This is a genomic window from Endozoicomonas sp. Z74, from assembly GCF_057680865.1.
On sequence record NZ_JBLYZI010000079.1, the window covers coordinates 1 to 14,783 of the forward strand.

Annotated in this window: 11 protein-coding genes; all 11 read right to left on the reverse strand. The window is 52.0% G+C overall.

Annotation, left to right across the window (positions count from 1 at the left end):
* Positions 1 to 334: 334 nt before the first annotated feature.
* A complete protein-coding gene (locus ACNRUY_RS19050; RefSeq protein ID WP_488113242.1) occupies positions 335 to 1,234 on the reverse strand; it encodes a type III secretion system effector protein in 900 nt (299 codons plus the stop codon).
* A 53-nt stretch (positions 1,235 to 1,287) separates the two neighbouring features.
* Entirely contained in the window at positions 1,288 to 2,088 is an 801-nt protein-coding gene (locus tag ACNRUY_RS19055; protein WP_488113243.1) for a hypothetical protein, read from the reverse strand.
* A 9-nt stretch (positions 2,089 to 2,097) separates the two neighbouring features.
* Complete coding sequence (gene tssH, locus ACNRUY_RS19060; RefSeq protein WP_488113244.1) at positions 2,098 to 4,785, reverse strand: type VI secretion system ATPase TssH; 2,688 nt, start codon at positions 4,783 to 4,785, stop codon at positions 2,098 to 2,100.
* Between the two features lie 58 nt (positions 4,786 to 4,843).
* Entirely contained in the window at positions 4,844 to 5,962 is a 1,119-nt protein-coding gene (gene tssG, locus ACNRUY_RS19065; protein ID WP_488113245.1) for a type VI secretion system baseplate subunit TssG, read from the reverse strand.
* Positions 5,962 to 7,794 (reverse strand): type VI secretion system baseplate subunit TssF, encoded by a 1,833-nt coding sequence (gene tssF / locus ACNRUY_RS19070; protein ID WP_488113246.1) that lies wholly within the window; start codon positions 7,792 to 7,794, stop codon positions 5,962 to 5,964. The genes tssG and tssF overlap by 1 nt, the downstream gene beginning before the upstream one ends.
* A gap of 45 nt (positions 7,795 to 7,839) precedes the next feature.
* Positions 7,840 to 8,310, reverse strand: a complete 471-nt coding sequence (tssE, locus tag ACNRUY_RS19075) for a type VI secretion system baseplate subunit TssE (protein WP_488113247.1) — start codon at positions 8,308 to 8,310, stop codon at positions 7,840 to 7,842.
* A 40-nt stretch (positions 8,311 to 8,350) separates the two neighbouring features.
* A complete protein-coding gene (locus ACNRUY_RS19080) occupies positions 8,351 to 9,118 on the reverse strand; it encodes a hypothetical protein (RefSeq protein WP_488113248.1) in 768 nt (255 codons plus the stop codon).
* Positions 9,119 to 9,135: 17 nt separating this feature from the next.
* Entirely contained in the window at positions 9,136 to 10,344 is a 1,209-nt protein-coding gene (locus ACNRUY_RS19085) for a hypothetical protein (protein ID WP_488113249.1), read from the reverse strand.
* A gap of 510 nt (positions 10,345 to 10,854) precedes the next feature.
* Positions 10,855 to 11,874, reverse strand: coding sequence for a hypothetical protein (locus ACNRUY_RS19090; protein WP_488113250.1), 1,020 nt, complete (start codon positions 11,872 to 11,874; stop codon positions 10,855 to 10,857).
* Between the two features lie 27 nt (positions 11,875 to 11,901).
* Positions 11,902 to 13,206 carry a polysaccharide deacetylase family protein gene (locus ACNRUY_RS19095; RefSeq protein WP_488113251.1) on the reverse strand — a complete coding sequence of 435 codons (1,305 nt, stop codon included), beginning with the start codon at positions 13,204 to 13,206 and terminating at the stop codon, positions 11,902 to 11,904.
* Between the two features lie 33 nt (positions 13,207 to 13,239).
* Positions 13,240 to 14,748, reverse strand: coding sequence for a type VI secretion system contractile sheath large subunit (gene tssC / locus ACNRUY_RS19100; RefSeq protein ID WP_488113252.1), 1,509 nt, complete (start codon positions 14,746 to 14,748; stop codon positions 13,240 to 13,242).
* Between the last annotated feature and the right edge of the window lie 35 nt (positions 14,749 to 14,783).

Here is a 14,783-nt window from a genome sequence, read left to right on the forward strand (position 1 = left end):
AAGAACGCCAATGGAAACTCTGATAGATGGCAAAGAGATCTGGAAGGAAAAATTTGTAGCCTGAATTTGACCTGACAGACACCCTCTGAAAAATCGGTGACTGTCAGATCAGGTCTGAACTACTACATTTTATGACAGTATTAATGAGAACTTACAGACACGGGAAGAGGCGCATCAGGCAATTTTCCCGCGTTCCCACGCTCCTGAGGCTGTTGCAAAACCCTGGCTCCCATGCTCCCGCATGGGAGCCAAAACGCTCAACACCACTTAATTCAAGGGGTTACGTTCCCACGCGGAAGCATGGGAACGAGAGAAGCCAGGGCAGCTCTCTTCGTTAATAACAGGGCCTCAGTGCTGTTGCTCCGTAGGCCACTTTGACATTGCCACCGAACAAGGTCTTTTTCGTTACCCGGCTCCACTGACTACGAACTTTATTTTCACTGATGGGCTCCTCACTCCAGATACCCAAACCCACACACATGTATTCATAAAGCGCTGCGCTGGTTACGGTAGGCACACCATTATCATCGGCCAGCGGGTTGTCGAGCCCCATTTGCAGCCCACGCCCTGTGTAGTAGGCATGAACCAGTTCATGGGCCAGGCCGAGGGATTTTGAACGCACCTGACGGTTACCATTGGTCAGACCAATGGAGGTGCTGTTCATATTCCAGCGAACCATGGCATGCCCTCCTGCACCCGGCCGGGTTTTGGCTGCGGGCCAGAGAGCGGTCAGTAGTGCCCGTTTCAGTTTATCCGCATCATTATCTCTGAAGGGGGCTGGAAACTGGGTATTTCCCATTATCCAGTCTCGAATATTATCGTCCGTCACGCCCAACCGGGACGGTACCGTATTGGGCAGCCCCCGTATATCATACACCGGTGTCGCATTGATCTTCTGGGCCAGCAAGGCAATATTCAGGTTGGCACTGGGTACCGCAATACAGGCTGCCAGCTCACGGGGAAAGTTAGCTTCATGATCAAAAATCGCCTGAGCCAACAGGGTGCGGGAAACACTGGAATCCGGTGACTGACAGGCGCAGCTGCTGTCCCGGTTGGGGTGAATCGTGCAGTATTTCTGATTAGCCCGGTTCCCGATCAGGCCGGAAAACAGAGCCTGCCCTGCGGTGGTCTGACCAATCTTGTCCAGTGAACGCTTTACCTGGTTCTGAAACGCTTCCTGGCCGCCAATTTTAACAATGGTGCGGCCATTGGGCGCATTGTAGTCAATCGCCATTGTTCCTCATCTCCCTGTTGTTTTTATTCATTTATCACGTAGGTGAACACTCTTTAAAAGCGAAATTCCTGCTCCAGAGGCACCGGTTCCTGCTTTTTATCACTGACCAGTTGTGCGGCCACAGGCGTTTGGTTCCGAGTGGCCACAATCAGGTTTCTTTCGGGCTTGCTGCGGCTATATCGCGACATCATCTGAATCATACCGTCACAGTAATAATCCAGACAGAGGTCCGCACGCCAATCCTGATCCAGATTACACCCATCTTCGGTCTGATAAAGGCAGCCTTCCGCCATGGACCGCTCTGGAATCTGCCGTTCATACCCGGCCAACACCTGCTCCGCCGTCAGCCCCTTGCCGTTCATCACCCGTTTCACCGTTGTTCTCTGGATAAAAGCATGGCTCTCCCGCCCCTGTAAACAACAATTTCCACGGCAGGTGGTGCAACAGGCCACGAGATGCTCATCCAGATGGGGAGCCGGTGGTGCCTGCTCCAAGGGAAATAGCATCTCTTCCGGCTCATCCAGCGTAGCCAGCAGATGCTGGATATGATTCACCAGCTGTTGCCTGAGGCTGTTGTCCGTGGCAATAACCTCATTGGGATTCCAGGGCACCTGAGTGACCGCCAGTTCATCCGGGTCAAATCCTTTAGCCGACGCCTGTTGCAGAGCCAGTTTCCGAATTTCCGTACGGCAGACCAGCTCCTGCTCTTGCTGGCTCTCTTTTTGACGTTTCAGGGCATCCCTCTGCCAGGCCGCCCGACAACCAATACTCCCACAATGATTGTGATCAGCTGGAACGTGGGTTGCCAGAGTTACGTTGCAATACTGACACTGTCGGGCAAAGCGGTGACTCATCCTGAAGTCCTATGCCAGTTGATAGAGAAACTCGCCCTCATCATTGACTCCGATATGCACCGTGCTGATGGGGTTATCCTCCGCCATTCTCCCAAGGCAGGCCCCTGCCAGTTCAGGCAGCAATGACCGTGAGAGAATATTTTCAATATTCCGCGCCCCGGTATCCGACTCCTGACAACGGGCCACAATGTGCAACAGCACATCCTCATCGTAAGTAAATGCAGCGCCGTAGTGAGCTTTCACCCGCTTTTCAATCTTACCCATATTAATGGCACAGATTTTCATCAGGTTTTCATCGTCCAGCGGGTAGTAGGAAATCAGCGTCGTACGCCCAAGAAACGCCGGTTTAAAATGCTTCAGCAGATGCGGGCGGATATTGTCCAACAAGACATCCGGCTCCGGTTTCTCGTCTACCTGGCTCATTATGGCGCGAATGGCGTCTTCACCGGCATTGGAGGTCATAATGATAACGCAGTTCTTGAAGTCGATATCTCGCCCTTCGCCATCCTTGATGGTGCCTTTGTCAAAGAGGCTGTAGAAAATATCCTGCACTCCGGGATGGGCCTTTTCCATTTCATCCAGGAGGATGATGGAGTGGGGTTTGCGTCGAGCCGCTTCCGTTAGAACCCCCCCTTCGCCGTATCCCACATAACCCGGAGGTGAACCCAACAGCATGGAGACCTTATGTTCCTCTTTGAACTCGGACATATTGATCACGGTGATATTCTGCTCACCGCCGTAAAGCGCATCGGCCAGGGTCAGGGCGGTCTCGGTTTTACCCACACCGCTGGTGCCCACAAACAGGAAAACACCCACGGGCTTGCGGGGGTCAGTCAAACCCGCTCGTGAGGTCTGAACAGCCTGGGAGACAGCCTCCATGGCGTGGTCCTGACCAATCACCCGCTGGCGCATACGTTCAGCCAGTTCACGAATGGCGTTAATCTCATCGCTGACCATTTTCCCCACGGGTATTCCGGTCCAGTTAGCCACCACTTCCGCCACTGCCTGCTGATCAACACAAGCCTGCATCAGAGGTTGTTCACCCTGGATAGCCGTCAGATCCCGGGTCATGCTCTGCAACTGCTCTTTCAGATCGGCCCGTTCCTCATCACTCAGACTGTTATCTATAACCTCTTCTTCGGAGTCCACTGTTGAATGCAAACCAAGAAAATCGTTATCAATCTGCTGACGGATATCTCGAATCTTGCCAATCAGCTCCTGCTCTTTCTGCCACTGGGCCTGCAGGGCTGCAAGCTGCGCCTCTGCTTCCTCTTTCTGCTCATGGAGTGTGACCAGTCGCTCACTGTGGAGATCTTCTGCCGCCTGCTCCCGCTCCAACATAGCCAGAGTCGCTTGTGCATTCTGGATTCTACGTCGTGCATCTTCCAGTGCACCGGGGGTGGCAGACTGACTCAGGGCCACCCGGGCACAAGCGGTATCCAGCAAACTCACGGACTTATCCGGTAACTGCCGTCCAGGAATATAGCGGTGGGAGAGTTTCACTGAGGCTTCAATGGCCTCGTCCAGAATGCGAACCTTGTGGTGCTCCCGCAATGAGGTGGAAATACCCCGCATCATATCGATGGCTTTGGCTTCATCGGGCTCTTCCACTTTCACCACCTGAAAGCGTCGAGTCAGGGCCGGATCCCGCTCGAAGTATTTTTTGTACTCCGCCCAGGTGGTAGCGGCGATCGTTCTCAGCTCGCCCCGGGCCAGGGCAGGCTTGAGAAGATTGGCGGCATCCCCCTGCCCTTCCTTGCCACCAGCACCGATCAATGTGTGAGCCTCATCGATAAACATAATGATCGGAACAGAAGAGGCTTTGACCTCCTCAATCACCGATTTCAGCCGATTCTCAAACTCCCCTTTCACGCTGGCACCGGCCTGAAGCAACCCAAGATCCAGAGTCCGGACTACCACACCTTTTAACGGATCCGGTACATCTTCACTGGCAATTCTCAGGGCAAAGCCCTCCACCACGGCCGTTTTTCCGACCCCGGCTTCGCCGGTAAGAATGGGGTTGTTCTGACGGCGACGCAGCAAAATATCAATGCACTGACGAATCTCTTCATCCCGCCCAAGCACCGGATCAATCTCTCCATTGGCCGCACGGGCGGTGAGGTTGACCGTGTACTTATCCAGAGAAGGCGTTTTGCTGGCCTGAGCTTCACCGCCCGGGGCCACCACGCCTCCAGAACCCATGGTCGTGGTCTCTGCAGATTCGGCGGTAGTGCCCACCCGGGCCCGGGCCGTTTCCCGAAGGGATTCTCCCGCCAAGTCACGCAGAACGGCACAGGGTTCCTGCAGCTGCCTGCGGGATTGATCATCCAGCATCAGGGCGGCCAGCAAATGCCCCGAGGTGATCTGGCTGTGGCCACAGTCCACAGAGGCAATCATCCAGGCATTCTTTGCAGCCTCTACAATGGCAGGTGAAAGTGCAGCGGGTCGACTGCTACCACTTTTGAATTTGGCGACGGCCGCCGCCAGTTGTTTCGCCAGTACCGCCGGATCAACCCCGTGGAGCTCCAAAAGACAATAAAAATCCGTATCACTGCGATCCAGCAGCTTGAGCAACCAGTGCTCCACTTCCACATTATATTGATTGTGGGCCAGACAGAGCCCGGCCGCCCCTTCCAGGGCTTCACGGAGTGTGGGGGACATTTTGTCCACCAGCGCCTTGAGGTTCAGTGTAATCATCGAGCATCCCTTTTCGGGTGTGTTTAATTATTCTTCTCAGCCACGTTTATCCAGCCTTTTATCCAGCAACGGTCACGGTGATCACTTTTTTGTTTACTTGATCACTTTTAAGGCGGCAATTCAACCCCAGCATTGGATAGTAACCCTCAGTCTGGCTCAATTGGAGTGCTGGCAGCTCCGCCTCTTCAACCTGGATGTGGATATCAAAATCCAGCTCATTACCCGCAAACAGTTTAATCAGAGCGCGTAATGACTCCAACCTGCGGCTACCCGGCAGAAAGTTCATATAGTGCCGATAGTCCATGGGCTCCAGCACTACCCTGAAACGACTCTGGATTTGCCAGCTCTCCCGGCCCAGAACCGCGTTCATACCCAACCGGTTGTTGACCCCTTTATGACGGTTCACAACACCGGGCAGCTGGGTCTGCAAATCCACGGGGACGGGATTCCAGTCCGCAACAAACTGTTCGATGGTGGCATTCAGGCCAAAGTGATGGCGAATAGCACTGTTCAGGGCGCTGGCGGAACGGGTACTCCGGCCCAGCAGCCCGCCCATTCCGGCTGCAATATTGTCAGGGAGTGCGCTGCGATTCTGTAGCCCGGGCAAACCAAGGCCCACCAGAGATTTCAGTGCCTGGCTGTACAGGTCACTGTCCTGTTTGTCTGAAGGAGGCTGCTCCCCCCCAAGATGATGGCGTTCAAACTGGGCGGGCAATTGATATTTACGCCAGGCCCGATAGAACAGCGACAGGGTACGATGGTGAAAAATATCCAGAAAATCCCGCAGCCCCCGGTTTTTTACTTTTAATTCTGCCAATACCGTTTCACTGAAATGCTGGGGCAGCACGCCCTGGCTACCCACCAGCCCCATAAACGCCACTTCCATCTGCCACTGATGGCGATTCTCCGAATCCTGCTCCTGTTCCTGAATTTTCAGACGGACAATATCCGCCGCCGAAAAGCCCAGTGTGGACGATGCCTGAAAACGAACCAGCTCCTTATGGGGCGGCGACAATTCCGCCACCGGTTGGTGAGCAAACTTCTCTTTTCTGGCCCGCTCTGTACGGCTGACCATTTCCAACAGACGCACTGCCTGAAAGAAGTCAAACTGCTGGGGCTGCTCTCTCAGCCGCTCTACGGGGCTGGTGGTTCGGTATTTTTCTGTCGATTTCTCCATCAGATCAGAGCCTTCTCCCCAGCTCTCGGAGGCCAGCGTTTAAACTCCCCATCCTGATCACTGAGCCGGACAATAAACCGCACAAAGGAATTGATGCTGCAGTAGGCTCCCAGAAAGCGCTCTACCACCGAACTGAACAACAGTGGACTGGTGCCCGTGAGCATCATGGAGTCCAGTTCCAACTCCACCTCGGTGCCCCGGCAAAGCACCACAGTATTGTCAATGGGAATGGGGGCGGTAATCGTGCGAGTATCCATTTGCCGCAGGGACTCAATCAAGTTACGAGCTCCAGCAGACTCTTTGAAGTTATAGAGCCGCAAAATCTCCTTGAACGCTTCACAGGCGTCCGACCCGCGGCTCAGGGATAAAAAGTTCAGATTAAGATGAGAGATCAGCCGCCAGTAAGCGCCCTCTTTCATGGGCGGACGCACCGTTCCTGTGGGGGGTGTAACACTGATAATCCGCCGGGTGGGGGCATCCCCATCAACAATGGTAAAGCTCGGCTTCCCCCCGCCAGAAGGCAGTTTTTTGGGATAGTTGCGGTTGCTGCACAGGGTTTGCAAATGAAGAACACTGTCGCTCTCCACATAGGGGTTGAACTCCAGATCCACCAGCCGGATACCCACCTCACTGGCCTGTTCGTTGAAATGTTCCCCTTCCACTACCGTGCGACGGCGACTGAGCCAGAACGCCGTTTGCCCTGCTTCGGCCTGGTGGTGATGATAGCTGTAAAACGGCGTAAACTCTCGATTCTTGCCACTGCTGTCGCTGCTGGTTACCTTCTCAATAGACCACACCTCCAGCTCATCCCGCCGTCGGATATCGGGAATCACCGGGTATTCGTACTGACTGTGATCCAGGGCAACGGGCTCGGCCCTGACCGGAAACAGATTAATGGCCGGGGTACAGCCCATGGCAAACAGGCTGGCAGACACCTGTTGTTCAAGCTCTGAGGAACTCTCCTCCAGATAAATATAGAGATTAAACGTCTGCCCCTCATGGCCCTTGAGAGCCTGATCCAACCCCTGGATATCAATAAACAGAAATTTTTCCGGGAAGACAAAATATTCGGTTAATAACCGATAGCCCAGAAAAGCGTTATCCGGGTAAGGAATCAACCCTTCCTCTTCTGAAAACCCCACGGTTTGAATCCGGTCCGTATCCAGGTAGATCGGTTTCGGGTCCTGATCGTCCCGGGCCAGAACCAGCCGCACGGACTTTGTCAGAAGCAGGTCGTAAAGAGGATAAACGTGCTGGGGCTGGCCTTTAAGAAAAAAGCGCAGGTTGGCGCTCATAGCTTCCTGAACCGAGCCCTCTTCCGCCAGAGTCGAGAAAGCGAGTTTTAGGACGGCGTTGGCTTCTGTGACCTCATTGGAACCCGGAGCAATAAACGGCCGGGGCATTAAACTGGCGGAATCCAGAGAGAGGGCCGGAACCGTCACATCGTAGCAGGTCTGGTAGCGGCAGCCATGACCAGAAACCTGCTCAGTATCCAGCAAAGCCCCCTTTTTCACATCAGCAGGGGCATCCAACAGTGCCTCGGGCTCAAACTGCACAATGGTCATGGATGGCACGGGCCGAAGGTAATGGGGGTACAGCGTCTCCAGCATCGCTTCGGTCAACTCGGGGAACTCATCGTCCAGTTTCTGCTGAATCCGGGCGTTTAGATAAGCGACACCGGATAACAGCTGAGCCACCAGCGGGTCTTCCACGGTGTCCGTATCCAGTTGCAGTGCTCCGGCCACAGAAGGGTGTTTGCGGGCAAACTCCCCGGCGGATTGCTGAATAAATGCCAGTTCCTTCTCATAGAGCGGTAACAGTTTTTCGCTCATGGACAACCTTCCTCGGCCACTCTTTTTATTGATGGGTTTAAACTACTAGCGCATCTCCAGAATATCAATAGACTGCGTGACCGGATCCAGGGCGGAGTCGAAGATCAACATCTCCTGGGCCGGGTTGGCATGGAGCACCGCTTCCATGCGAAATCGAATCGTGGGATCTTCCGGGTCCAACCCCTGCTGCCCTTCCACCTTGATGGACTTGATCCGGGGCTCGAAGTGCTTGATGGTATCCGCCACCTGACGACAGAAACGGTTCAGTGCCTCGGCCGAATTCAGGTTCAGGGTAGAGAGATCCGGCAGGCCGTAATTGGGAATGCCTTTTTTGACCGCCTTCAACTCATCCGGGGGCGATACACAACGAAACCGGGTGTTCATCAGATTTTCCAGATCCCGGCGTACACTTTCCCGCAACTGCCGCAGTTGCAGATGATTTCGATGGGCCCCTTCCCGCTGCACCAGCCGGTCCAGCACCGGTGCCATCAGTTTTTTTTCAGGTTTGTTATACAAGCGACACGCTCCTTATCCATGGATAAAAATCATACCTCAGTTACTGGTCTTCATCTTCATAGACTTTCTCCCAGAGTACTGAGTCCATTGGGGTCATGGTATGACCCTCCTTCAGCCAGTCACTTTCATACATGGGTTTGCCCTGGGATGAAAATTCAATCTCAAAACTGCTCATAGTCTGCTCAATAAATGAGCGATAGTGGGGGTATAGGCCAGCTTTTGGAGGAAGTTCTGTACAGTTAAAATTAACTGACAAAAGATGCTCATCCGAAATAGGGAGCAGCCAAGCATCAAAATATTCCTTGATACCAAAGTCTCTATTAAGATACTTATGAAGGTAGTTACACCAAAGAATATTATTTACCCTGATCTGTTTCCAACCAATCAACGTTTCAACAGAGCCTGCAAAAAAGTTAGCCTTAGGTCCATAGAATGCATCTAGCTGCTCTAGCTCTAGTGACCTCAACTGTTTTTCATCATAAAGATCAAAGTCTGTTGACTCCCATGTTACTCCAGTCGCAAACCCAATTTCTCCAATTTTGTTGTTAAGAATACCCCCTCTCTTAATAGACCATCTGGTATCATAAAAACAGAATGCAGGTGCTTCACCTGTATCTTTAACTTTTTCAATGTAATTGGATCGGTCATAAATATTGAAATTAGATCTATACTCATCTTGCTCTCCCCAATTGGCACTGTATGGTGGTACGCTAAAATTGACCTTAGTTCCGGAAAGTTCAACAGTCTTGGACTGCGCTTTACGTAGATCCGGCATCTTTGGTTTTTTCAACCCATATTTGAACAACATACTGCTAACCTCAGAAATTATCTGGTGCGTCTAAAGACATTCATTGTGTGATTCAGCACATCCGCAGTATTTTCAATTATCTTTTGGTTACTGTGGCTGGTATTGGATGAAGCCAATACCAGCCACGTAGCTCCCCAACCAACAGCCCCCACAAAAGCCTGAGGCAACCCATAGCTTCCCAGTGCAGTCATTCCTATTCGGCTGATGACATTTTGGCCAATATGCCCCATGGTTACATTACGATTGCCACTTTCTCCCTGCTCCCTGATCTGCTTCAACGATACATGGGTTTCACTTACAAAATTCCCCGTAACCCAAGTCTGTTCAAGGCTCATATTATTTATGAGCGGTGGCTGAAGAGCTAGCTGCATGCCCACTTTTGATCGGTAATAGTCAACTACACTCAGATTCATCGTCGGATTGGCATAAAACACTTTTTGCTTGGACAGCTGAGACTTTAACTTTGGCGATAGATTTTTATTGGCAATCTGCTCTAACGCTTTTTTGAACACAGCATGCCCTTTTTCATGCACGGTCCAATTTAGGGTTTTATCTTTCTCTGCTTGTTGCACAATAAATGCAGCCAAAATTTTTGAAGCCTGAGTGGCAGAACCAATCATTGATGAGTCTGCTACCTGTCGCATATCAGACTTGATATGGTCATGAGAGGGGTTATAAAACAGTTCATAGCCAGTTGTCTTCAGAGTTGCCTGAGTTACTTCTGGCTTATAACCTCGCTCTATAAAAGCAGGCATCATTTTGGCGGCATGATCGATACTTTCACAAAAGCCATTTATAGAGACATTCGCCTGTGAAGCAGTTTTACTGCGACCAGAGTTTACTACCCATCCTTTAATTTTATGACTTTTAACACCATAAAGCCCAGCAGCGCGCCGTTTCTTCTTATACCGATGCCGAGTATCCACCCGAATATCGGTAATAAAAGTTCGCCCACTATCAATATGATAATGGATCTCACCACCCTCCAGATTCAAAATATGTTCCTGAACCCTTAGCTTGCTGACCTGGCTTTTAAACCACCCATGTCGGTTATTCAGGCTATTGATCTGGTTCTGAAAATAGAGACTGTTGTAGTCGCTTTGCGACTGTCGTTTAAGCCGCATAAAGGCAGCGTATTCCGAGTTACGGGCATACACCGGCATACCGATCTGCTCACTGGTGATGGCTTTCCAGATCTCACCTTGATACTCAATGGAACCATCCATACGTCTTCTGGGGCTCATGATCACATCCTTTGTTGCGCCTACTAATTATTCTTAATGGCCGTCAACTCCGTTGTCAGCCGCAGTTCCGACACCCAATGGTCAGCGCTGTAATGGCGCCGCAGGGGGTAATGAGTCAGTCTTAAACGTCAATAGCCCGTAATCTACTCGTCCATCTCCAGAATATCAATAGACTGGATGACCGGATCCAGGGAGGAGTCAAAGATCAACAATTTTCCTCGTTCCCACACCCCTGAGATTGCCACATAACCCTGACTCCCATGCTCCTGCGTGGGAGCCGAAACTCTCAAAACCCTGTAATTCATAGGTGTGCACTCCCACGAGAGAGCATGGAAACGAGAGCCCTCAGCGCAATGTCCAGGTTCCGCCGCACACTTTCGCGCAGCTGCCGCAGTTGCAGATGGTTTCGATGGGCCCCTTCCCGCTGCACCAGCCGGTCCAGCACTGGTGCCATCAGTTTTTTTTCGGGCTTATTGTACATGGCATATTGGCCTATGGTTTGTCCTTGCTGCCATAGAGGTAGTCAATATGAAGCTGATTACCGGATTCCTCCAGAACCCCCTTGAACCACTCATCGTGGTTTTCGGCGCTTTTCTGGTTGATTTCTTTTCTGACAGCTTCTAACCACTCCCCTGCATCTGGCCACTCATCAGGATTGTAGGTTTCGTTGGTGTATTGTGAGATCTTCTCCAAATCTTTCATGCAAGCGACATGCTCTGCATACTCTTTATCCTGCTCTTGGGTGGACCACTTTTCAGGCGGGCGATAAGGCGTAAACTGCTGCCCTGGCAGCCGGGCATTGACAATATCCTTCTGGGCCTGGGCCACATCAGAAAGTTCAATAGAAACGCTGGCAACGATCTGATCGAAGAAATGATCAATGGGGGCGCAGTCTACGAGTGATGGTTCATTGCCTTCTCGATGACAAATGGATTCGTCCCTTACTTGTATCATCAGGAAATGGCTGTGAGAAAGAGGCCAGAAGGCATCTATATAACGGATTGAGCCATGGCTACGATGTATCTCAAATTGAATGCCATCCTGACGTCCTCCTTTTATGGTTTTCCAGTTGACGGGGGCAACATTCCGTTGCAGTCCATGGTAAAAAAGATTCTCTGTACCCCACTCTGATTTAGCAAGAGCCAATGTAGCCTGCTCAAGAACCTGACAGTCAAACAGAGAGTGGTTAGAGTCACCGGCTTCGTAATATTCCACCCCACAATAAAAATGCAACTCCCCCACATTTGCATGGAAAAGAGGGCCATTAATCTTCCAGGCACGACTGAGTAAGCAAAGACTAACAGCTCCGGAATTATGGCGGTCATACCGGTTAAGGTTGTAAAGGTCATACTCTTTTACGGGGTGTATCTCTTTTGAGTATTCGGGTTTATGTTTGGGTAACCGAATAGCGATTCGAGTACCCGATACATCCATAATGACCTCCCTCGCCACCCGATCAAAGTCGGGTAGCTTGGGGGTGTAGGGTTTGGTGATAGGGAAAATTTCAAACAACGTTTTCATCCTTTCATGGCTGTTCTCTTAACCGAACTTTCGGCTCAGTGTATTGCCCACATGCCCCAGGGTTCCTGTGTGATAGCCCTTGGCAAAAGGAGAGTTGTTTACCGCTAACCCCGCTGCACCGGACAGTGCAGCCATAGCGGACTCTGAGGCCAGAGCAGCGACCAGACCCGCAGGGCCAGTGCCTATTGCTGCCAAGGCACCTGCAGCAGCAGCGACCCCTCCTGCATATCCCGCTGCACTTTTATTGGCACCCCAGGCCGACGACACCTGTTTTCCGGCATCCAAATAACCAAAGGAGTCTTGATCATTGCGTTTGCGCTGTATGGCATTGCTGATTGCGGCACTGAAGGTCGTGCCGGTGCCCAGCTGTTCTACAACATTGAGGGCATTGCTGTTATAAAACGCCCCGTCAAAAGACATACCTAAACTTTTTGCCAGTTGATAAGCCGCATCCAGACTGGAGGTGGGACTGCTCAGAAACAGGGTGTGTTTTTCACCTAGTCGCACACCCCGATCTCGAAGAATGCGCATGGCCTGAGTTAAAATGGCTGAACCGTTTTTCTCTGTAATCCAGCGCACCTGCATATTGGGGTGTCTGGCCGCCTGGCGCATCACATCCGCCAGTAGAAAAGCCGCTTCTCGATTGGTTTTCGCACTCTCTGGTTGCATTGCGGCCTTTAATGCACGCATCCCGTTAAAATAGCCGCCGGAAGGTGTATAAAACAGGTTGTACCCTGACTTTTTCACTTGCCCTTTACCGACCTGCTCCACATGGTCAATATGATCGGCCATGATGGCTGCTACCCGGTTATGAGCTTTATTTTCCTTATTATCATTGGCTCCGGAGCCATTGATACCTACTAATACACATTGGTTGACAGCTTTCTCCTTATCGAGGTCTCTGCCTGTTTTGGATTCAACAGCTTGCCATCCCCGTTGCATAGAAGCATGCATCAACTGAGGCTTCTTAATCGCCAGGCGTTGCTGCTCATAGGCATTATCCACCTGAATATCCGTGATCACATAGCCATTGTCTATGGCTCCGTAATAACTCACTGGATGAACCGTGACACAGCAGCCCGGCAGGTTCAGCTTGAAGACTTCATCGCCCATGGACCTTGAAGTGGAGATATAAACATAGTCACTTGAGAACTTACCAGATCGAAGTCGTTTAATCTCTCGAACAATCAGGTTGGCCCAGTAGTTGGCTGGACCATGATTCACCAAGCGGTCGAAAGTGTCTTTGGATTTGTGGGTTGCATAAAGCGTCCGCCCCTGCTCACTGGTTAACAGCCGTACCAGGGGTTGATTGAGTACCGACATTTTGACTCCTTGTCTCTAATAGATTATTGCTTGTTAATTATTCTTAATCGCCGCCAACTCCGTGGTCAGCCGCAGTTCCGACACCAGGTGGTCGGCGCTGTAGTGGGGTCTTAAATAAATGGTGCTGTGATAGAGCCCTGCTGCTCCTGGCACCTCCCGCACTTCCACCCTTGAACCGCGCAGGGGATACCGGGCCATCATCTCCCATTTCAGATCGTCCCGGCCCGAGGAGTAGCTGTTCAGCCACTCCTGAAGGTAGCGCTCACACTCTTTGGCGGTAATAAACTGCCCCACCTTGTCCCGGATCATGGTCTTTATGTAGTGGGCAAACCGGGAGGCAGAGAGCACCTGTTGCAACAGCGCGCTGACCCGGGCATTGGCGGTGGCGGATTTCTCCTGAAATTTTTTCGGACGATGCAAAGAAGGGCAGCTGTGAAAGGCGGCAAAGGGGGTGTCCTGGCAGTGGCAAAGGGACATCAGGCCCAGTTCCGAGAGCTGTCGCTCCACGGCATCGGTGATCAATACCGGCGTGAGTATTTTTGAGGCGGTTTCTGCACTGTCGGTTCGGTAGTCCTGAGGCGTGTAGGCGGTCACCAGCCCTCCGCCGTAATAGTCTCTGGGAACGCCGCGAATATGGGCAAACCAGCCCGCTTCGCCAAATTCACGAAGCAATACACTGCCAAAGGCGTAACAGGCATTGCCCCAGAGGTAGCTTTCAATGCCTTTACTGTCGTTTTCTTCTACAAAATTCAGGCTGGGCTGATCGCCGTTTCTATAGGGCTGACGCATCATAATGGCAGGCAGGGTCACGGCCAGAAAACGACTGTCATCGCTCTCCCGAAGGGCTCGCCAGCGAAGGTACTCTTTTTGCTGAAACAACTCTTCATAGTTCAGGGGCTGGCCGAGGCCCTGGTAATCGTCGAGACCAAACAGCTCCGGAGCCGCACTGCAGACGAAGGGAGCGAAGGCCGCCGCCGCAATTTGCGCCATCCCCTGCAGGGTAAAGATATCATCAAAGGGGTGAGTGGACGACGGACGATGGCTAATTGAGTAATCGCCGAGCAGTACCCCGTAAGGTTCCCCCCCCGCCATATCAAACTCTTCGCTGTAGATCAGCCGAAACAACCGGGACTGGGTAATATCCGGTGCCCGGTCAATGTCCCGGGTCACCTCTTTCCAACTGATGTCCAGCATGCGAACCCGGGTGGTCGAAAAATGTCCGGACTGCTCCACCAGGGACCAGAGCCCTCGCCAGCTGCTTTCCAGCTGTTGAAAACGGTGGTGATGAAGGATTTCATTGACCAGGGCATTGATCTGCTGATCGATTCGGGCGATTTCCCGGCTGATTCCGTGCCGGGGATCACCGCCTTTAACCTGACTGATCCGGGTCAGCCAGATTTCCAGGGCTTTGGCATCATCGGTTTCATGCAGAAAGTGCTGTAAATCGGTTGCGGCGAAAACAGAGCCAACTACCCGTCGAGTATCCGGGTTAAGGTCAAGGTCTTCTGAACTCGATGGCTGCACTACGGGATTGTCTGACACAGAAACACCCTACTGCCTGAAATGGGAAGGAAAAC

Bases quoted from the DNA above. Each gene is read 5' to 3' on its own strand.
- tssH (WP_488113244.1), bottom strand. From the start codon at position 4,785: ATGATTACACTGAACCTCAAGGCGCTGGTGGACAAAATGTCCCCCACA.
- tssG (WP_488113245.1), bottom strand. From the start codon at position 5,962: ATGGAGAAATCGACAGAAAAATACCGAACCACCAGCCCCGTAGAGCGG.
- ACNRUY_RS19085 (WP_488113249.1), bottom strand. From the start codon at position 10,344: ATGGATGGTTCCATTGAGTATCAAGGTGAGATCTGGAAAGCCATCACC.
- ACNRUY_RS19050 (WP_488113242.1), bottom strand. From the start codon at position 1,234: ATGGCGATTGACTACAATGCGCCCAATGGCCGCACCATTGTTAAAATT.
- tssF (WP_488113246.1), bottom strand. From the start codon at position 7,794: ATGAGCGAAAAACTGTTACCGCTCTATGAGAAGGAACTGGCATTTATT.
- ACNRUY_RS19095 (WP_488113251.1), bottom strand. From the start codon at position 13,206: ATGTCGGTACTCAATCAACCCCTGGTACGGCTGTTAACCAGTGAGCAG.
- ACNRUY_RS19055 (WP_488113243.1), bottom strand. From the start codon at position 2,088: ATGAGTCACCGCTTTGCCCGACAGTGTCAGTATTGCAACGTAACTCTG.
- ACNRUY_RS19080 (WP_488113248.1), bottom strand. From the start codon at position 9,118: ATGTTGTTCAAATATGGGTTGAAAAAACCAAAGATGCCGGATCTACGT.